This window comes from Elusimicrobiota bacterium (assembly GCA_040757695.1).
Classification (GTDB): domain Bacteria; phylum Elusimicrobiota; class UBA8919; order UBA8919; family UBA8919; genus JBFLWK01.
Genome location: JBFLWK010000034.1, coordinates 1 through 22,038, shown reverse-complemented (window position 1 = coordinate 22,038; position 22,038 = coordinate 1). Strand labels below are relative to the sequence as shown.

Sequence of the window (22,038 nt, the reverse complement as noted above, 5' to 3'; positions counted from 1 at the left end):
GATAAGCTCGCCCGTTGGGGGGGGGGTAGGCTTTAGCCTAAACTTCCGCCGTAGGCGGATTCGTCTGGCGAAAAAGTTTAGCACCCAGTAGTAGTCGGCAATTAATTGCCGACTACTTTTTATTTGCATTTTTTTTAGTTTTTGGTATAATAATTGTTATGTTACCTGATAAAAACGGTTATTTTGGTGAGTTTGGTGGCAGATTCGTGCCTGAAACATTAATATCAGCATTGGTTGAACTTGAAAAATTTTACAAAAATGTAAGCAAATGCTTACATTTTAAACAGGAACTTGAGTACTATCTCACAAACTATGCTGGTAGACCTACTCCACTTTATTTCGCTAAGAACCTCTCAGAAAAATTTTCAATGAAAATTTTTCTGAAACGCGAAGACCTCTGCCATACTGGTGCACATAAAATCAATAATGCTATCGGTCAGGCACTGCTTGCTAAAAAAATGGGCAAAACACGTATCATCGCAGAAACCGGCGCAGGTCAGCACGGTGTCGCAACTGCAACCGTCTGTGCGTTATTCGGAATAAAATGCGATATCTATATGGGTGATGAGGATATAAAAAGACAGGCGATAAATGTGTATAGAATGAAACTTTTAGGTGCGAATGTTATACCGGTTCATTCAGGTAGCCGTACACTTAAAGATGCAATAAACGAATCAATACGCGATTGGGTAACAAATGTAAAAACAACATATTATCTTCTGGGCTCTTGTGTAGGTCCGCATCCTTACCCAGTGATTGTGCGTGATTTTCAGTCAGTAATCGGCAAAGAAGTATGTAAGCAAATGCTTACATTTTACAAACGGTTGCCGGATTATCTTGTTGCCTGTGTTGGTGGTGGTTCAAATTCAATTGGACTTTTTTCTCCATTTTATAACAATAGAAATGTAAAATTTATTGGTGTAGAAGCCGGCGGGCTCGGGCTTAAAACAGACAAGCACGCCGCATCGCTTGAACAAGGGAAAGTTGGTGTTCTGCATGGAACTAAAAGTTTTATACTACAGGATAAAAATGGCCAGATTTCACAGACACATTCTATCTCTGCAGGGCTTGATTATCCTGGTGTAGGTCCTGAACACGCATTTTATAAAACAACTGGCAGAGCAAAATATGTTTCTGTAACTGATAAAGAAGCATTAGCAGGGTTCAAGTTGCTATCTGAGACTGAAGGGATTATACCAGCATTAGAGCCTGCACACGCAATTGCGTATCTGTCTAAACTGAAAGCAAAAAATAAAATCATAGTTGTCTGTTTATCAGGAAGAGGCGATAAAGATATAAATATAGCAAGTGAAAAGTTAAAGGTTAAAAGTTAAAATGAACCGACTTGAAAAACTGCTAAAAGAATTAAAAAGCCAAAATAAAAAAGTACTGTCAGTTTTTTTAACAGTGGGTTATCCAAATATAAAAACAACTGAAAAATTGATAATTGAACTTGAGAAATATGTTGATATAATTGAACTCGGGATTCCGTTTTCAGACCCGATTGCTGATGGACCTACAATTCAGTATTCATCTCAGAAGGCACTTGAGAATGGTACAAATATTCACCAGGTTTTTGATATTATAAAAAATGTTAGACAAAAAAGTAATATACCAATAGCAATTATGGGATATTTGAATCCTATTTACAATTTCGGGTTAAACAAGTTTTTTCAGCAACTAAAAAAATGCCCGACAGAGACATTCGGGAATGACATTACAGGCGTTGATGGGCTAATAATCCCTGATATGCCATCAGAAGAAAGTAATAAAACCAGGAAATTAGCAAAAAAATATAAAATAGCATATATTCCGTTAGTTGCACTTACTACTGAAAAAAATCGGGCATTAAAAATTGCTAATTCATCAACTGGCTTTGTCTATGTAACTGCTGTGACAGGGATTACGGGTGTAAGAGAAAAAATTGATAGTGAGTTAATCCCGTTTCTAAAAACACTTTCTGCAAAAACTTCAAAACCGCTTTTTGTCGGGTTTGGTATATCTAAACCAGAACATATACAAAAATTAAAAAAATACTGTGATGGTTTTATTATCGGTAGTGCTGTGATTGAACAAATCCGCCAGAAAAAATCAGTAATAAATTTTGTCAAAAGTTTAAAAACCGTTCTCAACAATTTTTAATTTTCAATTTTACATTTTTAATTGCCTTTAACGGAGGAAGATATATGTCACAAGAAGAATCTAAAGAAAAGGTATCAGTTGCTGATGGTCTCTGGAAAAAATGTGATAGCTGTCAGAATATAATTTACAACAAAGAACTTACCGAAAATTTTTTTGTCTGTCCGAAATGTAACCACTATTTTCGGTTATCTGCAAAAGATAGAATAGCCACTCTTTTAGATGGCAACAGTTTTAGTGAAACCGCTGCAAACTTACAGACAACCGACCCGCTTGCTTTTAAGGACACTCAAAAGTATACAGTAAAAATAAAACATACTAAAACGAAAACAAAACTTGCAGAAGCAGTTACCACAGGTGTTGGAAAAATCAACGGTAAAGAAGTTGTTTTCTGTGCGATGGATTTTGATTTTTTAGGTGGTAGTATGGGCAGTGTCGTTGGCGAAAAAATTACACTTGCAATTGAAACAGCGATAGAAAAAAAGGTTCCACTTGTGATTGTTTCTGCGTCAGGTGGTGCAAGAATGCAGGAAGGAATGTTATCGCTGATGCAGATGACAAAAACAGCTGTCGCACTCGCAAAATTTTCAGAAACAAAAATACCGTTTATTTCTGTGTTAACCCATCCTGTTACAGGCGGCGTCTCTGCATCATATGCATTCTTAGGTGATGTAATTATTGCAGAGCCCAAAGCGTTAATCGGCTTTGCAGGACCGCGTGTAATAGAGCAGACAATCAAACAAAAACTACCTGATGGGTTTCAACTTTCAGAATTCTTGCTTGAACATGGCCAGATTGATATAGTTGTTGAGCGAAAAGAACTTAAAAATACAATTTCAAAAGTAATTGATTTGCTATACTGACCTTCCAATGTAAGCATTTGCTTACATTTTGTTGTATTGGAAACTGAATAATTGACCACGAAAACACGAAAGTTAGAAAACACAAAATGGAATAAAGAACTTTAATGAAATATAATGAAGCAGTTAAAATCGTAGATAATTTTGAAGAGTTCAGATACAGATTTGGTTTAGCACGAATCAGAAAATTTTTATGCCGGCTTGACAGCCCACAGGATAAACTAAAAATTATCCATATTGCAGGCACCAATGGGAAAGGTTCGGTTGCTGCGTATATTTCTACAATTTTACAAAACGCAGGCTACAAAGTCGGGCTTTACACATCACCACATCTGTTAGATATCAGAGAACGAATACAGATAAACAACAAAAAAATTACAAAAAAAGATTTTACACAATTTGTATTTAACTATACCCTACACTCTACACCCTACACCCTGACATATTTTGAATTCTTAACTGCAATGGCATTTTGGTATTTTGCAAAAGAAAATGTTAATTTTGCTGTGATTGAAGTGGGGCTTGGTGGCCGATTAGATGCGACAAATGTTATAAAAAATCCGCTGGTTTCTATTATTACAAATATATCGCTTGAGCACACACAATATCTTGGAAACACAACTGAAAAAATAGCAAAAGAAAAAGCAGGAATAATAAAAACTAATGGGACTGTTATAACATCATGCTATGGAAAAGCATTAAAAAAAATACAAGAAATTGCGAGTTCAAAAAATGCAAAAGTTATAAAAATTCAGAATAACAGAAATTATAAAATCTCACTTTTTGGAGAACACCAGCAACAAAATGCAAGTCTGGCAGTCGCAGTTTGTAGATTTTTAAGCATTCCTGAAAAATATATTATTACTGGATTACAAAACACATACTGGCCGGCAAGGTTTGAAGTAAAACAATTCAAAATTAAAAATTCAAAATTAAAAATTGTTTTAGATGTTGTACATAATCCTGCGGGAATGTTGGTGCTTAAAAATTCAATAAAAAAATATTTTGGCAAAAAAATCAATTTTGTATTTGGTGTGTTAGCAGATAAGGATTACAAAAAAATGGTAAGAATTATTGCACCTATTGTAAAAAATGTTTTTATTTCAGCACCCGAAAATAATCGTGCATTAAGTCCACAAATTGTCCAAAAAGAGTTTTTAGCCTATATCTCGCCAGAAAATATTTTTGTTTTCAGCAATATAAAAAAGGCAATTAAATTTGCGATAGCAAATTTAGCAGATTTATGTATTACAGGCTCAACCTATACGGTTGGTGAGGCATTAAGGGCAATTAAAAATTAAAAATGTAAAATGTAAAATTAAGGATTGATATGAATCTTATTGGTATAGATATTGGTGGCACTAAAATACTTATTATTTTAACTGATGAAACAGGCAAAATAAAAAACCGAGTTGAACTCCCGACACCTAAAGGTTCACCAGCACTTGTACTTGACAAAATCGTTCAGCAATTAAAACTATGTGAAAAGTTTAAGTCAATCGGGGTTGGTATAGCAGGCGATATTGATAGCAAAAATGGTATCGTTCGGCATTCGCCTAATCTTCATAAATGGACAAATGTCCATTTAAAAAAATACTTTGAGGTACGAACAAATGTTCGTACTGTTGTTGATAATGATGCTAACTGCGCTGCGGTTGGCTCATATATTCTTGATGGCAAAAAAAAATACAAGAATTTTATTACAATTACGCTTGGAACCGGTATTGGTGGCGGATTTATTACAAATGGCGAACTTTATCGGGGTTCAACTGGTTCTGCAGGTGAAGCAGGACATATTACTATCAATCAGAATGGTCCAAGATGCAGTTGTGGAAATTATGGCTGTCTTGAATCGTATATTGGTACGAAAGGCATAATTAGAATAGCAATCAAGCAGGGGTTAAAAAATAAAAACTTAACACCTGCCGTAATTGCAGAATTAGCGCGGAATGGTAATAAAAAAGCAGTTCTTGTCTACCAAAAAACAGCCGAATATCTTGCGGTTGGAACTGGCAATCTTATCAATATTTTCAATCCGGATATGATAACTTTTTCAGGTGGTGTTTCAGCCAACTGGGATTTAATAAAAAAACCGTTTTTTACAGAATTAAAAAAGCGTGTTTTTACAGCATCGCTAAAACATGTCAAAATTATCAAATCCAAACACGCTAAAAACCTCGGAGCAATCGGTGCGGCACTTTTGTCAAAAAAAAGTGATTAAGTGGTTATGTGGTTATGTGGTTAGTAAACTTCAAGTGGTTAAGTAATTATGTGGTTAGGTGGTTAGTTTCTACTAATCACTTATTCACTTATTCACTTATTCACTTGCTTTTTTTCACTTATCCACTTATCCACTGCCTTTCCGCACAGGAAGTAGATATCACATCTGATAAACTGGACTATGACCGACAGAAAGGTATCGCAATTTTTTCTGGTAATGTAAAACTGGCTGTAAAAGATATAGCAATGACCTGTGATAATGCTACATCAAACTTAGTAAAGAAAGATATCTGGCTTGAGAATACTACTTTTTCAACTTGTAATCTTGAAAACCCGCATTACAGATTCTGGTCAAAAAAAGTCCATCTTGTCGCTAACAAAAAAATAACTGCAACCAATGTTATTTTCTATTTAGACGATGTGCCTGTATTTATACTGCCATACTATTATAAATCGCTCCGTGATAAAAAACTGGAGATTGATATCAGGCAGGGCTATAATCAGCGTGATGACTATTATGCAAAAACTACTATTAAGTATCCATTTACCGACTATCTTTATAGCAAACTGTATCTGGATTATTTTTCTTACAAAGGCTGGGGAACAGGTACAGAACTGAATTATAATTTTGAGAGAGATGAATGGGGTGGAGATGCCGGGCAGAAAACACAGGGCTCTATCTATGGGTATCATATCTTTGAGCAAGATAACGGAATAAGACGCTGGAATCTTCAGGTGTATCACTGGCAGGATTTGTCGTATAACTGGACTGCTCAGATAAACTCAAATCTTGCTAGTGACGAATCGTTTAACAACTATTATACTCGGGACTGGATAAGAGTTAACAGAGCAGTAGATTCATCTATCGCATTCACCAAAACTGCTAAACAATCAACTACCCGAATACTGTTTTCAAGATACGATGTGTTTGATTCTACTGAAAGCAAGTATATTCTGACTAATATGGTTGTGCCATCATTCGCATATACAACCACGCAGATAAAACTAAAAAACCTGCCACTTTACTATAAATGGGGTTTGAATGCTGACAAAACATGGTCACGAATAACTGATTTTTTTCTGACAAAAGGTAATGCAAACTTTGATATTTCCAGCCCACTGCGACTGACAAGAATAATTACACTCACGCCTGCAACCGGGCTTACTCAATACTGGCAGGACAGAATCAACAAACAAAACCCGGCAGATATCTATAAAAGTGTCCATAGAACCGATATGAATTTGAATCTCAGACCTGTTTATTTTTTAAGTCAGGATTTCGGTCATCATTTTGAGCAGGAAATAGAGAAACCACATGATGAGTATCACGGTGTGCTCGTGAACAAATTGAGAACTACGCAGTCTGCATATTTTGATAACCTGACATTACGAATATGGACAGGGTTTAATATACGGCGAAAATTGCACGAAAAAATTGGTGGCTTGGATGATATTAAACAGCGGCTGGATGGTATCACATCTGAAATTGATTTTTACACTTACAATATACTAAATATCTACTATAAAAATGATTACAGTATCCTGTACGAAAAACCTAATTCTGTCCAGCTAAATACAAGTGTAAAAGCTGGCAGAGGCGAAGGCGATGTCTATTTGAAAAACGGGTTCTCATATAATCGGCTTCAGCCGCAAAAACTTACTTTTTTTAACGAACTCGGACTGAAACCTACACGAAACTGGCAACTTTCTTACAAAATGCAATCTTCGTTTAACTACGATTCTTCAGCGGATGTAAAATACTATCTCTCAAACTTTAAATTCTATGAATACCAGTTCAGTATCTATCGCGACCTGCACTGCTGGGAAGCAGTATTCAGTTATCTTGAACGCGCACCACTTACTACTACTGAAGAAATTTATTATGAAGTCCGATTTAATATAAGAATCAAGCCCACTGTTACTGATAAGCAAAAAGAACAGCAGGATACAGATTGGGAACGGAAATGGTACCCGTGGCGATAGAGGCAATTAAAAATGTAAAATGTAAAATTAATTTTTAATTTGTCTATTAGTCATGTGTCAAAAAACACCTTGACAATCTCATCTAAATATGTTATAAATATAGTGAAGCCATAGAAATTCCAATACAATTCCAATGCGGGTTTGGAATTGTGTTTCAGTGGTAAAATTAAAAGTAGGCTACCCCTTAAGGGGTAGTCTACAGATTTCAGCAAAACTGAACTGTTATTTCTAGATTATATGAAAAAACTTATCAACTTATCAACTTATCAACTTATCAACCGCCGTTCTGGTCTGTCCCAGGTTGAGATAATGGTGGCGATACTTGTTATCAGTATCGTTATTCTCGGCGTAATTACCACTTTCTCAACTATTGGTAAAGGTATTATCGTATCTAAAGCACGAACTATCGCGAATAATTTAGGACAGGAAAAAGTAGAGGCATTAAAAAATGTTTCATACTCGCGGTTATTAACGACTTCACAGGACGACCTTGATACTTACGGCTACGATAACACAAATACTGACTATACACCGGAAACACTGACGGTTGGCGATATTAGTTTTACAAGGCGTGTAACTGTCTGGAAGGCGCATGAAGAATCTATTGGCAGTGAGACGGTAATTTCTACAATGTCTGCAACTGCCGAAGACGAGGGTATCAAAAAAATCAAAATAGAGGTAGTATGGACAGAGGGTGGTGAATCTAAAAACCTTGTTTTATACAATTTCAGAGACGACCCGAACAGGTCAGTATTATCTGGCAAGATTTTCGGGCTTGTTACAACTACAGGCACCGCGGTTGGTATTGCAAGTGCAAAGGTAGAAATTGTGCAGGATATCAATAAAGATGCTACAACCTCTACAACCGGCTATTATCTGATTAAGACAACCTCACCCGCCACCGTTCAAGTTCGTGCCTCAAAAGATGGCTACTGGGACTCTACATCTGCCAATTTTTCAGTTAATACAAACCCGCAAAACTTGCAACTTCAGCAGAAACTAACAGGCACAGTTACCGGCTGGGTTGTAATAAACGAGCATCCTGTAATCAGCCAGGTATGTGCATCTACCAAACCTGCAGGTATTGCTGGTGAACAGGAATATGTAGAACTTTTTAACCCAACAACCTGGGCATGGTTAATAGGTGACTGCACCGTTTATTATATTGACGAAAATAATAATCCGTTAGGTGCTGCAGATTCAAAAATACTGCCTGCAGTTTATACCAATACAGTTATTCCACCTTCTTGCTATTTTTTGATTGCTAATACCGGTGCTGTAGTAATGGGTGGTACAACATATTATGCTGACGGCTGTTACAGTACTATATATGAGGATTATATCAAAGATGATACTGCAGGCGGGATTGTTTTAGCCTGGGCTGATGACCCAAACGATAAAATTGATAGTGTTGCATGGAGCTCTACTGCAAAAGATGCACCTTCAAGAGCAGTTGAAGGAGAATGTGAAGCTGAACTTTGGACAAGTTCTGCTATTATGCGAAGTTCTTACTATGAAGGTACCGATTATGGTTGGCGATATGAAGGTAATGCTTACGATTCCAATGATAACGAAACTGATTTCAGATACCGCAATCCTGCAGAGGAATCATTGCTAAGACCACGAAATTCGTCAAATACAAAAACAGTTGTTTCAGGCACACCTGCATATGGCGCGTATATTTCTGCAAATGATGGGCTCTCATCACTTACATTTGCATATATGGAACCAACATCAAGAAATGCATACTTTTCTATATCTGTTGCAACCGGCAGTTGCACTGTCTATATCTCATCAAGAGAATATTTCAGAGAGATATCAAATGTTTCTGTGAGTTATGGTGTCGGTACTGCAATCCCGAATTCGGCAACATCACCGCAATGGCCTGATACTGACAGAAATGAAGTGATACTTTCTTCACCGGTGGCTGGCGGGGTTATTTACGGTGGAGTAGTCCGAGGTGACACCTGGGTAGGTGTGTCAGGGATTCGTGTTGAAGCAGGTATCTATTCAGCAACTACTGACTCATCTGGTTCTTTCAGTTTTTCAGTTGATGCGGGCTCTTATACAGTAATAGCAAATCCTGATTATTTTTCTGCTTCCTGGACTTCAGGTGATGATGAACCAGATGCTTCAAATACAGTTCAAGTAACAGAAGGTTCTGCTGCTGATGCCGGTGCGCTTTATATCTATCCTGCAGGCTGGGTATCAGGACATACATATAATGCATCAGGCGGTAATTTGCCGTATATCACTGTTAGAGCAACCGTTCCCGCTGCCGGCTGGTCAAAGGATGTTCTTTCAGAAACTGACGGAACATATCTGAGGAAAGGTGTTCGGACAGGTAGTTGCTATATGTTCCCTGTGCTTGATGCAGCGGATTCTTATACCAGTGCTAAAACCTATCCGATAACCGTTTCTCAAGGTGTTGAAGATACAGGCAACAATTTTACAATAACATCCGCATGGGGCAAAATAAAAGGGACTGTCTCAGATACTGAAATAGGCGGAAATATTACAACTGGCGTTTTAATTGTGGCTACAACAGTTGCCGCAGAACCGCCTGAAAGCCCGTCAGCAATTGACTCATCTTTCAGAAGTGGTACAAAAATTTATTACGGAACTGTATCACTTTCTGACGGCACATATGAGGTTCTTGTAAGGAAGGGCTGGACATATAATCTGCGAGCTTGGTACACCAAAACATCAGGAACCAGTGTTACAACTAAAACCAAAACCGGAGTCACATCTACAGCAGTTGATGATACTACTTCACCAGTAACAGTGAACTTTTCAGGCAGTTGGTAGGAAAACTGTGTAATGTGTTATGTGTTATGTGTAATGAAGATTATAAAAATTATGTATTTGATTTTGAGAAATTAGAAGTATATAAAATAGCACTGAAATTTATTAGCAAGGTTTTCAAAATATATGGGAAATTGCAACCAGGATATCGTTATTTAATTGGAGACCAGTTTACCAGGTCAGCACTTTCTATTGCGAATAATATTGCTGAAGGAAGTGGAAAAGAATCAAAGAAAGGTAAATCACAGTTTTACAATATAGCACTAAATTCTGGACGAGAATGTATTCCAATGATAACTTTACTCTTAACCGAACAGCAGATTACAAAAGAAGAATTTGATGATTTAAGGTCAGTTTGTATTCATATTTGTAATATGCTTGGGAAATTAATTAGGAGTTTGAAGTGATTACATTACACATCACACATTACACATTACACAAATCTAAAGGTCTTACCTTCATAGAACTAATGATAAATGTGGCTATGATATCTATTATGGCATTCGCACTGTCATCATTATTCTTAAAATGGATACAACTCTGGTATCTTTCTCAGGCAAAAACAGAAATCCAGCGTGATGCAAGAACCTGTATCTCAGCAATAAACAAACACTTAAGGCAGGCGGACGCATCATCGGTTGTTGTGGATAGATATGACAGCAATCAGCCGCCATATTCAAGAATAACATTCACAAAAGATAGCCAGACACATATCTATTATCAGAAAGACCAGGAACTGTATGAAGTGATTAGTTCTACAAGAAGCATTGCAAAATCATTGAGGGCTGTTCAATTCACATATCCGCAGACATCAGACGACTCTATTATAAATGTTTCTATAACATTTGAGAAATCTACATTCTCAGCAAGACGAAAAGCACTGCAGTTATCAGTAGAAAAAGTAAGGATTATGAATTGAGAGAGTAAGAGGCAAGAAGCAAGAAGCAGGAAGCAAGAAGCAAGATGATAAGAACATACAAAGATTTGAAAGTTTATACTTTATCATATGAATTAGCAATGGAGATTTTTGAGATAACAAAAAAATTTCCAAAAGAAGAAACATATTCATTAACAGACCAAATAAGACGGTCGTCAAGGTCTATTCCTGCTAATATTGTAGAAGGATGGGCAAAGAGAAAATATAAAGACGTATTTCTACGACATCTTAACGATGCTGTTGGTTCTTGTGAAGAGGTAAAAGTATGGTTAAATTTTTCAAAAGATTGTAAGTATATTAGCAACGAAATTTATGAAAATCTAACTAAAAAATATAATGAAGTTGGCGCAATGCTTTTCGCACTAATAAAAAACTGGCAGAAATTCTGACTTCTTGTTTCTTGCTTCTGTTTTAAGGAGGGATTATGAAATTTTTTAATCGTCTTAAATCTTACTTCTTGCCTCTTGCTTCTTGCTTCTGTCGTTCTGGTCAGGTCGTCGTCATTATGCTCATCCTCGCTATGGTTATAGCCATCATTATCCCCGCACTTGTGTATTTCTCTCAACATGAAGCAAAATGGACAACAAAAGAAACCAAGTCTACACGAGCATTCCATCTCGCAGAAGCCGGTATTGATCGCGGTGTTTTCGCATTAAATGGTGAAGAAAACGGCTGGAATAATGCAAGAAATGGAATAGTTCCGTCGGGTTATGATGGAGGAACTGAATTTACAGATATTGCAGGCGGGAGATATAAAATAAGAATATCATCAGGGCCTGAATCGGGTGAGGTTACAATCGCATCTGTAGCTCAGGATACTGCCGGACGAGAACTACGCGGGATTAGAGCGATATATTCTAGACAAGCAGCACAATCAGCAATAGATGCTGATGGGAATATTGGTTCAGCAGGAAGTTTTGAAATACATTGGGGAGCAATCAAATCAAGAGGGAATATCAATCTTACTGGTGGTGCTGCAAACAGATACTATCCAAGAAAATATGCAAGAGGGAATATCGATCCCAGAAATCCACCTGATACTGATGATTGCGAGTACTGGGCGAAAGAGACGCTTCCAGATTTACCTGAAGTTGACCTACCAACCTATCTGGAGAGAGCGAAAGCATATAACCCAGTTTATGAAAATGGAACACCTGATTCCGATGATCCATCTCCCGAAGGTGGTTATCATGAAGGGAATGTAACATTCGGGCCTAATTTCAGAGATTATGAAACAGGTTTAACTGTAAATGGTGTAGCAGGAGATGGCGATACACCAACATATTATGTAACCGGGAATGTTACCATAAAAACCAATACATTTATAAGAGGAGACTTAATATGTCTGGGGAATCTTGAATTAAAAGGTAATGGCTGGGCTAATACAGCTAAAACTGATGTTGCTCCTAATTATAGAGTATTTATCCCAAATAATGCAAGGAAAGAATATTTTCATAAAGATGGTTGTACACATACAACCGCACAGGATGTATGGACTAGTAATGGTTGGGCAAATGGTGCTCAGGCAACTTTAAATGATATAATGCTTCATGGACTTATTTATGTTGATGGGAATATTACTTCACAAGCAGGAAATCAAGCAATTGTTGGTGTTGTGATTGGTGATGGGAATACTGAGAACTTAAATGGTAATTCTGTAATTTATTATAATGAAGAGGTCGCAGATAATGTAATCTATCAGGAACAGAAATTCACAAGAGAATCCTGGACAGAATTTGCGCCTGGCTCCTGGAATAATCCAAACTGGTAAGGAAATGGGGACGGAGGAAAAGCAGAATTAACCACGAAAACGCGAAATTCCGAAAAGAATCTTTCTTCGTACCTTCGTGCTTTCGTGATTAAAAAAATGAGATTGTTGAAAAACCTTACCACAGAGACACGGAGAGCACAGAGAACAAAATAAAACCAATTAGAAAAATTATCACTGTTTTCCCTGTCAGAAGGAGGCGGTATGGCATATAACATTTCATATGAACCTGAAGCAGATGTGCTTACTATTCGGGTATCAAAAGAAGGTAAAATTGATGATGCAGAAATGGTTGGTGATGTTGTATTACACTGGGATAAGAACGGTAATCCTGTAATGGTAGAATTTCTTAATGCGACTAAAATTGTTCCCAAAATGGTAGAGGCATTTGCTAAACGCGAATTAGCAGTGGTGGCTTAAAAATAGTAAAAAAATAAAAAAATGGGGACGGAGGGAAATAATGGGTTTAGAATGGTTAGTAGCAGTTATTACAGTTATAGCAGGTGTAGTAACTATTGTTTGGTTTGTTCGGGATATACGGAAAGAAAACAGTAAAGTTTTGAAAGCGATTCTAAATGCTCAAAACTCATCTGTTGAAATCCAGAAAGAAGCGATTGAAATCCAGAAAGAAGCAATTGAAATCCAGAAAGGTCAAACCGAAATACTTGCTAAAATTGAAGAAGGTCAAAGAAAAGGGTTTGCTGTTTTGGCTGAGATGCTGTTGAACCAAACTAAGATATTAGAAAAGATAACAATTCGTCAAACTTAAAAATGGGGACGTTAAAAATGGGGACGGAGGAAAATTGATATGGATTTTGTAATTGGGGGCTATATTTTGGGTGGCGCAACAATTTTTGGTGTCATAGTTGGTGTGTTTTCAGTATGGAATGGTCGGCGAACCCGTGCTGATTTAAAAGAAATTATGCAAAGTATCGGCACAAAAATAGATGAAGGATTTAGAAAGATGGATGAGGGTTTCAGGAAAATGGATGAGGGTTTCAGGAAAATGGATGAACGAACAGCAATAATTGCTGAACAGACAGAAATGGTTGCTAAATTAATTTCACAGATACCACAGAAAACAGCAATGTTAACAAAAGAATCTAAAACATGAAATAATTAAGAAATTAGAGGAGGTTTTGTGGAGTTAGCAGTTGGAATAGGATTAAGTGTGATGGGTGTGATATTAGGTTTTGTGTGGCTTATAAACAACAAGAGTAACAACAGAGTAATTAAAGAAATATCTACGGAAACACAAAAAGTGATAGATGAAATGCGAAAAGAAACACTGGAAATACTAAAGATAATGGATGAAAGAACTGTAAAAATGGATGAACGAACCGCAAAAATATCTGAGCAGATAAACAAGATGGATGAACACATCGGAATCATACCACTAAGAACAGTGCAACTTAGCCGTGAAGAAAAACAGTAATATAAAACAGAAAAATAAGAATTAGGGGACTAATAATTAAAACTGCGAAAACGCTCAATCCCGAGTCCGCGTAAAACCGCTTAAAGCGAAATCAAAGATGTTTTAACCAAAAGCGGAACTAATAATCTGCTGGTAGACTTCTACCAAACAAAAATAGGTTTCTACAAAATGCCGGTAGAAAGGGCGGGATTCACAGAAAAAGTGGAGGTGAGAAAATGGGACTTACGGTTTTAAAAGTTGAAGTAGGCAATCCGGCAAAACCTGAGATTACTGAAAAGGTAGAATTTTTGATTGACTCAGGCGCAATTTATTCAGTAGTTCCAAGTGGCATTTTGAATAAACTGGGAATCAAACCATTGTCAGAAGAGGAATTTAGACTTGCAAATGGCGAAAAGATTACACGGAAAAAGGGAATAGCGCTTTTTAAGTATCTTGATAAAATTGGCGGTGCGGATGTTATTTTTGGCGAAGAGGATGATAGCATACTTTTAGGTGCTTTTACCCTTGAATCATTAGGTCTAATCCTTGATCCTTTAAAACGCCAGTTAAAAACCCTACCTATGATTCTTGCTTAAAAGGGCCAGTAGGAATAATGGGGACGGAGGAAAATCTATATGGGTGAGATACGGGTCAAAGTCCGTTTAGAGAACGAAGTAGATTTATTCCTATATGAAGAAAACAAAATAGTCAAGAAAAAGGTTAGGTCCGCGGAAGTAGATGCATTAGTAGATACCGGCGCTGTTATGGTGCTTTTACCGCAGGATTTGGTTGAAAAATTGGGCTTACGAAAGTTTGGTAAAGCAATAATCACACTGGCTAATGAAGAGAAAGTTGAATTAGATAAAGCCGGCACCGTGGCACTCACAATAGGCGATAGACAGATGAAAACGGCTTGTCTTGTTGGACCACCGGGCTGCGAGCCACTTATTGGTCAACTTGTTCTTGAAGAATTGGATTTGATTCCAGATCCTTTGAAACGAACTATTACACCAAGACCAGAATCTCCTTATCTTCCGACATTAAAATTGAAATATACTGATAAAAATAAGTGAATACCTTCAAACTTGTATCCAAATTCAAGCCTGCAGGTGACCAGCCGGAAGCAATTTCTCAACTTGTTGATGGAATAAAAAGCAGTCCGAAGTCCGAAGTCCGAAGTCAAAAACACCAGGTACTTTTAGGTGTTACAGGTTCTGGCAAAACATTCACAATCGCAAATGTAATCGCACAGGTTCAAAAACCGACGCTTGTTATCTCACACAACAAAACGCTTGCCGCACAACTCTATTCTGAATTTAAGAGTTTTTTTCCGCATAACGCCGTTGAGTATTTCATCTCATACTACGATTATTACCAGCCGGAAGCGTATATTCCTCAAACGGACACCTACATAGAAAAAGATGCATCAATCAACGAGTATATAGACCGTCTGCGGCTGAAAGCGACCTCTTCAATTTTATCCCGGAATGATGTAATTGTTGTTGCCTCCGTTTCCTGTATTTACAATCTTGGCTCACCAGCAGATTTCAGTGAAATGTGTGTGGTTGTAGAAAAAGGAAAAATAATGAGTCGCGATTTTTTGCTATCTGAACTTGTCGGCATTCATTACGAACGAAATGATACTGATTTTTCAAGAGGAACATTTCGTGTTTGCGGAAACACGGTAACTGTTTTTCCAGCTAATTCTGAAACTGCCGTCCGTGTAGAATTCTCAGGTTCTGAAATCGCAAAAATTACCGAAATAAATCCACTTACTGGGAGTCCGCTCACCCGCTCACCCGCTCACCCGCTCACCCGCTATTTTATCTATCCTGCAAAACATTTCGTAACCCCGAGACCCCGTTTAGAACAAGCAGTAGAAGAAATAAAAAAAGAGTTAAAAGAACGATTGGAGTTCTTTCAAAAGGAAGGTAAGTTGTTAGAAGCACAACGGCTTGAACAACGGACAAATTACGACATTGAAATGCTTCTGGAAATGGGCTATTGCCACGGGATTGAAAATTATTCAAGACATCTCTCTGGTCGACCTGCAGGTAGCCGTCCACCTTGTTTAATAGATTATTTTCTATCAGGATGTTTTCGTGTTGGCGACAACATGAAAACATCGTTTTTAACAATTATTGACGAATCACATGTCACAATTCCACAAATCTACGGAATGTATAAAGGCGATAGAGCACGAAAAGAAACATTGATTGATTTCGGTTTCCGACTCCCATCCGCACTTGATAACCGTCCACAGAAATTTGATGAGTTTGAGTCGCTTGTTGAAGATGTAATTTATATGTCCGCAACCCCTGCAGAATACGAACTCAAAAAATCAAACGGGATAATCGTAGAGCAGATTGTCCGTCCCACTGGGCTTGTTGACCCTGAAGTAAAAATAAAACCAACCGAAAACCAAATTGATAACTTAATCTCGGAAATAGAAAAAGTTGTCAAACGAAAAGAACGGGTGTTGGTAACGACACTCACAAAAAGAATGGCGGAAGACCTCGCTGAATATCTTTACGAAAAAAAATTACTTGTAAAATATCTGCATTCTGATATTGAAGCGTTAGAACGAATAGAAATCCTTAACGATTTACGAAAAGGTAATTTTGATGTGCTCGTCGGTGTGAATCTGCTCCGTGAAGGACTTGACTTGCCTGAAGTTTCGTTAGTTGCTGTTCTGGATGCTGACAAAGAGGGCTTTTTAAGAAGCGAGACATCGCTGATACAGGTTTCAGGCAGAGCTGCAAGAAATATCAACGGCACTGTAATTCTCTATGCGGATAATATCACTGGCTCTATGAAACGAGCAGTATCGGAAATGAGCCGCCGTCGGCAGAAACAACTCTACTACAACAAGAAACATAAAATTATACCTAAAACGATTGTAAAAGCGGTTGATGAATTGGAAGAGTTTCAGTATAAGGCAAAACAGGACTCTCTGCTTCTTGTCAAAGAGGATATTCTTAAATATACTACAAAGGATATTTTTCAACTTGAAAAAGAAATGAGCGATGCAGCGGATAATCTTAATTTTGAACTTGCAGCAGTTCTGCGGGATAAAATCTTTGAATTAAAAGAAATGCAAATTAAAAAAAGAAATGAATTGGCATAGTAGCAGATTTCAATCTGCTGCCAACGATTGTAAGAAAAAAGATGCAAGGGCATAGACGGGTTTTAACCCGTCTGGTTATGCCCGAAGCATCACACCACAAAGTAGCCGAGAATTCATTCTCGGGTGAGCGAAGCGAAAAAAATGAGAAAAGATAATATAATTTTGGGAATAATTCTTGTAGTTGGCTTTTTTTTAAGGGTCTGGCATCTTGATTTGATGGAGTTTAAGCAAGATGAAGCATTCGCATGTTTAAAGGCAACACATATTGCAAATTTTTCTGAATTTCCACTGGCGGGATTAAAGTCAAGTGTTGGAATTCATAATCCACCATTATTTATATATCTGATGGCTGTTCCATTTATTTTTTCAAGAAATCCACTCGCTGGAGCGTTTTTTGTGGTTCTGATGAATACCATAACAATTTTGCTTACCTATAAATTAGCCAACAAGTTGTTTAATAAAAAAACAGCACTAATATCTAGTTCGCTATTTGCGTTTTCACCATGGACAGTAATTTATTCAAGAAAAATCTGGGCACAGGATTTTCTTCCATTTTTTACACTCGTATTTTTACTTGTTGTTTTGGAATTTTTGATTGACAATAAGCCTAAACAGATTTTATGGATTCTGATTTTTTTAGCATGCCTTGTCCAGATTCACTTTTCGGGGATTGCAGGTGTATTTTTCTTGATTTTGACCTGTTGGGTTGTTAAACCAAAATTCAATAAAAAATATCTGTTTGTGGGTTTGATGATTGTTTTGTTTTTGTTTCTTCCGTATTTGGTTTTTCAATACAAAAATAATTTTGAGGATTTAAGAAACTTTGTTCAGTCGTTTTCTGAAGGAATATATAAAGAAAATTTCTCTGTTAGGCCGGTGTTTTTTTACTTTTTGACAAATATAAATTGCGGAAATTTTCAGTATCTGATAGGAAACTATTCTGAAAAATTTTATTCTCAATTGTCCTTTTTTAATTTTGTAAATTATCTGGAAATAATTCTTTTTTTGGCAGGGCTGATTTTTTGTATTTGTAAATTATTTATTAAAGACAAGAATAAAAAAAATTTTTTGATTTTGGTTATCTGGCTGTTAACACCGATATTTCTTTTGATTTTCATTCGGATAAGAATTTATCCGCATTATCTGGTAATTCAATATCCTGTGCAATTTATTTTGGTTGCAATTTTTCTTGATAGTTTACAAAAATTTTTCAGGAAAAAAGGAACAGCGATAATAATAACTATCACCTTTTTTATTCTCTGCAGTAATGTATTCAGTATCTTTAAATTTTACGAGCTGATTGATGAATTAGGTGGTGCGCCGGGCGATTACGGGACATCTTACAAATTCAAAAATCAGGCAATCCGCTACATTCTTACTAAATCGCAGGGTATTCCGCAAACTGTTAAGGATATTACGCCGGATAAAAAATTGAGTTTAGAATATCAGTATCTTATTCAATACAATTCACGAATTATGTTCGGCGTTGCTGTGCAAAAATCAACAAAGCAATTTTTTATACTTGATACATTTCGTTTCGGTTCCTCCAAAAAAACCAATGTATTTCCGATGCGTAGTTTCGGTCCTGTTTATGTATACACAATTTTTGATTGAAAATATAAAAAAAATTTGGTAAAATAGAATTATGAAGAAAATTTTAGTTTATTATATATTTTCTATTTGTTTGTTAAATTTTTGTAATGCTGATTGACGTATTTCAAATATAGAAGAAGGCCAAAGAGTCGGTTATCCGGTTATCCGAGTTGGCACTAAAAACAACCCGTATATTTTTTATAACTCAGCAGGAACTTTGAAATATGATTTGGTAGAAAATCAATATTATCTATTAACGGCAATGACTCTTGATAAAAATGATATTCCGCATATCATTTTTAGTGACGGGCGAGAATTAGAATATCTTACAAAAGTTGATGGCATATGGAGTTATGAAAACATAATACTTCGCAATCCGAATCTCCAATATCTACCTGAAGAAATACAACAAATCGCAATCAAGATAGACGAAGATAATAATCTAGTAGTAGTGTTTTATGGGGGTGTACGAAAATTTCTAAAATATGCTATAAAAAATCAAAAAAGTAGAAAATGGGAACTAAAATAAGCAATTACATTGGTAACACCTCACTTGTAATAGATAGAAACGACCAACCCCATATAAGTTACATCAACGAAGCATTCAATGAAGTAAGATATGCCAAATGTAATGTAAGTGGTGAGTGGGAAAAAAACATTATTGATAATGGAGAAGAAATAGGAGTTTATTTCTCCATTGTTATAGACAATAATTTAATTCCTCATATTGTATATGGTTATTATAATTTGGCTAAACCAGTTAAGGATATAAAAAACCAAGATGAAAACATAAGAATAGAAGCAGTTAAAAAAATAATAGAAACAATAAACAGTGATGAGAAAATAAGAAATTTCGCTATGTGTAGCGAAGATGTTCACGAAATTTTAATATCCATCATAATAAATAAAAAAGAAGATATTCATTTACGAAATTCAGCAGCATTTGTGTTGGGCCCGGTTCTAAAACATACCAATGACCCGCGATTATTCACACCTTTGAGTCAGGATTTGAAGGATAAAGATGCAAGAATTCGTTCAGATACCGATTATTTAATAAGTGTTTTAGCTTACATTCTTTTGACAACACCGCTAATAGAAACACTAGATGATAAAGATAAAGATGTTCGTAAAATGGCTGCATTTGCATTAGGTGAATTAGGATGTCATTCAGACAAATATCTAATAGCGAAATTAAATGACCCTGACCCGGAAGTGCGTGGTCAAATTGCAATAGCACTAGGAAAAATGAAAAGTAACCGGGCAATAAAACCATTGATTGATTTGCTAAAAGATACTGAATCTGAACCTGCTATGAGTGCTGTTAGAGCGTTATGTACTATTGGAGATAATTCTGCAATTCCGTATCTAATAGAAGCAATAGGGACTATACCTTTTGTTTGGGTAGAACTATCCGATTCTAATTTCAATCGGGAGCAACTAACTGATTATTTACTTGCTGGGTTAAAGAACAAAAATCCATATATCCATGCAGGATGTGCATTGGCATTAGGCGAACTCAAAGACCCAAGAGCAATAGAACCGCTTAAAAAATTGCTTAAAAATAAAAATAAAGATATACGCGAAAACGCGAAGCAAACATTAGAAAACATTCAAAAATTAAGCAATTAAAAAATTTATGAATCTAGAGACGATTGTCAAACTTGCACTTAAAGAAGATGTGCCGAAAGGCGATATCACTACAAATATACTGATACCGAAAAACAAAGTCGTTTCGGCAAGGTTTGTTGTCAAAGAAAATGGTATCGTCTGCGGACTGGGAATCGCGAAAACAGTTTTTAGGCAACTTGACAAAAAAATTATATTCCTAAAAAAAATCAAGGACGGTCAGGAAATAAAAAGTGGCCGAGTGATTGCCGAAGTAAAAGGGAACGCTCGGGTAATTTTAACAGGTGAAAGAACCGCACTTAATTTTTTACAGCATCTTTCAGGAATCGCAACACTCACAAATAAATATGTAGAGAGAGTTAAAAGTAAAAAATTAAAAGTTAAAATATACGACACAAGAAAAACGACACCGCTTCTGAGAGAATTTGAAAAATATGCTGTTAGATGTGGTGGCGGCTACAATCACAGAATGAATCTTTCTGAAATGGTTTTGATCAAAGATAACCATTTGAAACTCATTTCCCAATTTCCTAATTTCTTAGTTTCACAGTTTCGGAATTTAAAGATTGAAATCGAGGCACAGAAATTCGGTCAGGTTAAAAAATTTGTAAAGCTAAAACCTGATATTATTATGCTTGATAATATGAGGTATCAGCAAATGAAAAAAGCAATAAAATATATCCGTAAAAATTCGAACTGTGAAATAGAAATTTCAGGGAACATCAATTTAAAAACTGTGAAGAAAATTGCAGCACTTAAACCTGACAGAATTTCAATCGGCAAAATAACACATTCCGCACCTGCACTTGATATAAGTTTAGAATTCTACTAAATACCCAGATACTTGCTCATTTAGCTAAATGAGCAACTGGGAAATCTGTTGTCCGTCGGATAAAGTATTAAAAATCACTTAATCATTTAACCAAATGAGCAAATGTATAAAATTTGCAAGAATCAACTCAACACAGGACTATGCAAAAAAAATTGCAAAAGAATCACCATCAGGAACAGTAGTTGTCGCTGAAGAACAAACAAAAGGGCGTGGACAGTTTGGACGAACCTGGAGTTCGCAAAAAGGCGGACTTTACTTCTCAATAATTCTTAAGCCAAAAATAAGTCCTGATAAAATTCCATTATTAACATTGAAAATGGCATGGGCGATAATAGACTCATTAAAAAAAATAGTCGGAAAAAAATACAAATTTTGGGTTAAACCGCCGAATGATGTGATGGTTACCCCAAAATCCGAAGTCCGAAGTCACAAAAAAATAGCGGGAATACTGACGGAGAGTTCCATAACTAGAAATAAAATCGATTGGGTTATTATCGGTGTTGGAGTAAATATCAATAATGAAATCCCGAAAAATCTTAAAGATATAGCAATTTCACTGAAAGAAATTATTGGTAAAAAAACAAACATAACAAACGTTTTCAATAAAATAACTGTAGTTTGGCAAATTTCCCATTTCTCTAATGAGAAATAGGGTGGTCTGATTCATCAGACACGCTTGCTAATAAATGCTGAGACATATTATAAAGGAACCTATAAAAAATTGACGTGAAAGC

23 protein-coding genes are annotated in these 22,038 nt (G+C 36.2%); all 23 read left to right on the top strand.

The window, feature by feature from the left end:
* The first annotated feature begins 158 nt into the window (after window positions 1-158).
* The 23 genes from trpB (at window position 159) to AB1349_07280 (ending at window position 21,956) form a co-directional block, all read left to right on the top strand.
* On the top strand, window positions 159-1,334 hold the full coding sequence (gene trpB / locus AB1349_07390; protein MEW6557161.1) for a tryptophan synthase subunit beta: 1,176 nt from the start codon (window positions 159-161) through the stop codon (window positions 1,332-1,334).
* 1 nt (window position 1,335) lies between these two features.
* On the top strand, window positions 1,336-2,142 hold the full coding sequence (gene trpA, locus AB1349_07385) for a tryptophan synthase subunit alpha (protein ID MEW6557160.1): 807 nt from the start codon (window positions 1,336-1,338) through the stop codon (window positions 2,140-2,142).
* Window positions 2,143-2,186: 44 nt separating this feature from the next.
* The gene (gene accD / locus AB1349_07380; GenBank protein MEW6557159.1) at window positions 2,187-3,002 is read left to right on the top strand and encodes an acetyl-CoA carboxylase, carboxyltransferase subunit beta; all 816 of its coding nucleotides are present in this window, start codon (window positions 2,187-2,189) and stop codon (window positions 3,000-3,002) included.
* Window positions 3,003-3,106: 104 nt separating this feature from the next.
* Window positions 3,107-4,300 (top strand): folylpolyglutamate synthase/dihydrofolate synthase family protein, encoded by a 1,194-nt coding sequence (locus AB1349_07375; protein MEW6557158.1) that lies wholly within the window; start codon window positions 3,107-3,109, stop codon window positions 4,298-4,300.
* Between the two features lie 29 nt (window positions 4,301-4,329).
* A complete protein-coding gene (locus AB1349_07370; GenBank protein ID MEW6557157.1) occupies window positions 4,330-5,220 on the top strand; it encodes an ROK family protein in 891 nt (296 codons plus the stop codon).
* 14 nt (window positions 5,221-5,234) lie between these two features.
* Entirely contained in the window at window positions 5,235-7,202 is a 1,968-nt protein-coding gene (locus AB1349_07365; GenBank protein ID MEW6557156.1) for a hypothetical protein, read from the top strand.
* A 237-nt stretch (window positions 7,203-7,439) separates the two neighbouring features.
* The gene (locus AB1349_07360; protein ID MEW6557155.1) at window positions 7,440-10,010 is read left to right on the top strand and encodes a hypothetical protein; all 2,571 of its coding nucleotides are present in this window, start codon (window positions 7,440-7,442) and stop codon (window positions 10,008-10,010) included.
* Window positions 10,011-10,036: 26 nt separating this feature from the next.
* Window positions 10,037-10,414, top strand: coding sequence for a four helix bundle protein (locus AB1349_07355; protein MEW6557154.1), 378 nt, complete (start codon window positions 10,037-10,039; stop codon window positions 10,412-10,414).
* Complete coding sequence (locus AB1349_07350) at window positions 10,411-10,926, top strand: hypothetical protein (protein MEW6557153.1); 516 nt, start codon at window positions 10,411-10,413, stop codon at window positions 10,924-10,926. The genes AB1349_07355 and AB1349_07350 overlap by 4 nt, the downstream gene beginning before the upstream one ends.
* Before the next feature lie 44 nt (window positions 10,927-10,970).
* Window positions 10,971-11,333 (top strand): four helix bundle protein, encoded by a 363-nt coding sequence (locus tag AB1349_07345; GenBank protein ID MEW6557152.1) that lies wholly within the window; start codon window positions 10,971-10,973, stop codon window positions 11,331-11,333.
* A gap of 35 nt (window positions 11,334-11,368) precedes the next feature.
* Window positions 11,369-12,715 carry a hypothetical protein gene (locus AB1349_07340; GenBank protein ID MEW6557151.1) on the top strand — a complete coding sequence of 449 codons (1,347 nt, stop codon included), beginning with the start codon at window positions 11,369-11,371 and terminating at the stop codon, window positions 12,713-12,715.
* A 201-nt stretch (window positions 12,716-12,916) separates the two neighbouring features.
* On the top strand, window positions 12,917-13,132 hold the full coding sequence (locus tag AB1349_07335) for a DUF2283 domain-containing protein (protein MEW6557150.1): 216 nt from the start codon (window positions 12,917-12,919) through the stop codon (window positions 13,130-13,132).
* A gap of 40 nt (window positions 13,133-13,172) precedes the next feature.
* Window positions 13,173-13,481 carry a hypothetical protein gene (locus tag AB1349_07330; GenBank protein MEW6557149.1) on the top strand — a complete coding sequence of 103 codons (309 nt, stop codon included), beginning with the start codon at window positions 13,173-13,175 and terminating at the stop codon, window positions 13,479-13,481.
* Window positions 13,482-13,520: 39 nt separating this feature from the next.
* Window positions 13,521-13,826 (top strand): hypothetical protein, encoded by a 306-nt coding sequence (locus tag AB1349_07325; protein MEW6557148.1) that lies wholly within the window; start codon window positions 13,521-13,523, stop codon window positions 13,824-13,826.
* Between the two features lie 27 nt (window positions 13,827-13,853).
* Window positions 13,854-14,147, top strand: a complete 294-nt coding sequence (locus AB1349_07320; protein MEW6557147.1) for a hypothetical protein — start codon at window positions 13,854-13,856, stop codon at window positions 14,145-14,147.
* Between the two features lie 215 nt (window positions 14,148-14,362).
* Window positions 14,363-14,722, top strand: coding sequence for an aspartyl protease family protein (locus AB1349_07315; protein MEW6557146.1), 360 nt, complete (start codon window positions 14,363-14,365; stop codon window positions 14,720-14,722).
* A 39-nt stretch (window positions 14,723-14,761) separates the two neighbouring features.
* Complete coding sequence (locus tag AB1349_07310) at window positions 14,762-15,199, top strand: aspartyl protease family protein (protein MEW6557145.1); 438 nt, start codon at window positions 14,762-14,764, stop codon at window positions 15,197-15,199.
* Entirely contained in the window at window positions 15,196-17,253 is a 2,058-nt protein-coding gene (uvrB, locus tag AB1349_07305; protein MEW6557144.1) for an excinuclease ABC subunit UvrB, read from the top strand. Before AB1349_07310 ends, uvrB begins: the two co-directional genes overlap by 4 nt.
* Window positions 17,254-17,394: 141 nt before the next feature.
* Window positions 17,395-18,867, top strand: a complete 1,473-nt coding sequence (locus AB1349_07300; protein MEW6557143.1) for a glycosyltransferase family 39 protein — start codon at window positions 17,395-17,397, stop codon at window positions 18,865-18,867.
* Between the two features lie 196 nt (window positions 18,868-19,063).
* Window positions 19,064-19,375: a hypothetical protein gene (locus AB1349_07295; GenBank protein ID MEW6557142.1), complete on the top strand. Its 312-nt coding sequence runs from the start codon at window positions 19,064-19,066 to the stop codon at window positions 19,373-19,375.
* Entirely contained in the window at window positions 19,360-20,475 is a 1,116-nt protein-coding gene (locus tag AB1349_07290; GenBank protein MEW6557141.1) for a HEAT repeat domain-containing protein, read from the top strand. Before AB1349_07295 ends, AB1349_07290 begins: the two co-directional genes overlap by 16 nt.
* Window positions 20,476-20,482: 7 nt before the next feature.
* Entirely contained in the window at window positions 20,483-21,304 is an 822-nt protein-coding gene (gene nadC / locus AB1349_07285; GenBank protein ID MEW6557140.1) for a carboxylating nicotinate-nucleotide diphosphorylase, read from the top strand.
* A gap of 94 nt (window positions 21,305-21,398) precedes the next feature.
* Window positions 21,399-21,956 (top strand): biotin--[acetyl-CoA-carboxylase] ligase, encoded by a 558-nt coding sequence (locus AB1349_07280; GenBank protein MEW6557139.1) that lies wholly within the window; start codon window positions 21,399-21,401, stop codon window positions 21,954-21,956.
* Window positions 21,957-22,038 lie beyond the last annotated feature (82 nt).

Coding starts and splice junctions, on each gene's coding strand:
- trpB (MEW6557161.1), top strand. CDS start 159: ATGTTACCTGATAAAAACGGTTATTTTGGTGAGTTTGGTGGCAGATTC.
- trpA (MEW6557160.1), top strand. CDS start 1,336: ATGAACCGACTTGAAAAACTGCTAAAAGAATTAAAAAGCCAAAATAAA.
- accD (MEW6557159.1), top strand. CDS start 2,187: ATGTCACAAGAAGAATCTAAAGAAAAGGTATCAGTTGCTGATGGTCTC.
- AB1349_07375 (MEW6557158.1), top strand. CDS start 3,107: ATGAAATATAATGAAGCAGTTAAAATCGTAGATAATTTTGAAGAGTTC.
- AB1349_07370 (MEW6557157.1), top strand. CDS start 4,330: ATGAATCTTATTGGTATAGATATTGGTGGCACTAAAATACTTATTATT.
- AB1349_07365 (MEW6557156.1), top strand. CDS start 5,235: ATGTGGTTAGTAAACTTCAAGTGGTTAAGTAATTATGTGGTTAGGTGG.
- AB1349_07360 (MEW6557155.1), top strand. CDS start 7,440: ATGAAAAAACTTATCAACTTATCAACTTATCAACTTATCAACCGCCGT.
- AB1349_07355 (MEW6557154.1), top strand. CDS start 10,037: ATGTGTAATGAAGATTATAAAAATTATGTATTTGATTTTGAGAAATTA.
- AB1349_07345 (MEW6557152.1), top strand. CDS start 10,971: ATGATAAGAACATACAAAGATTTGAAAGTTTATACTTTATCATATGAA.
- AB1349_07340 (MEW6557151.1), top strand. CDS start 11,369: ATGAAATTTTTTAATCGTCTTAAATCTTACTTCTTGCCTCTTGCTTCT.
- AB1349_07335 (MEW6557150.1), top strand. CDS start 12,917: ATGGCATATAACATTTCATATGAACCTGAAGCAGATGTGCTTACTATT.
- AB1349_07330 (MEW6557149.1), top strand. CDS start 13,173: ATGGGTTTAGAATGGTTAGTAGCAGTTATTACAGTTATAGCAGGTGTA.
- AB1349_07325 (MEW6557148.1), top strand. CDS start 13,521: ATGGATTTTGTAATTGGGGGCTATATTTTGGGTGGCGCAACAATTTTT.
- AB1349_07315 (MEW6557146.1), top strand. CDS start 14,363: ATGGGACTTACGGTTTTAAAAGTTGAAGTAGGCAATCCGGCAAAACCT.
- AB1349_07310 (MEW6557145.1), top strand. CDS start 14,762: ATGGGTGAGATACGGGTCAAAGTCCGTTTAGAGAACGAAGTAGATTTA.
- AB1349_07300 (MEW6557143.1), top strand. CDS start 17,395: ATGAGAAAAGATAATATAATTTTGGGAATAATTCTTGTAGTTGGCTTT.
- AB1349_07290 (MEW6557141.1), top strand. CDS start 19,360: ATGGGAACTAAAATAAGCAATTACATTGGTAACACCTCACTTGTAATA.
- nadC (MEW6557140.1), top strand. CDS start 20,483: ATGAATCTAGAGACGATTGTCAAACTTGCACTTAAAGAAGATGTGCCG.
- AB1349_07280 (MEW6557139.1), top strand. CDS start 21,399: ATGAGCAAATGTATAAAATTTGCAAGAATCAACTCAACACAGGACTAT.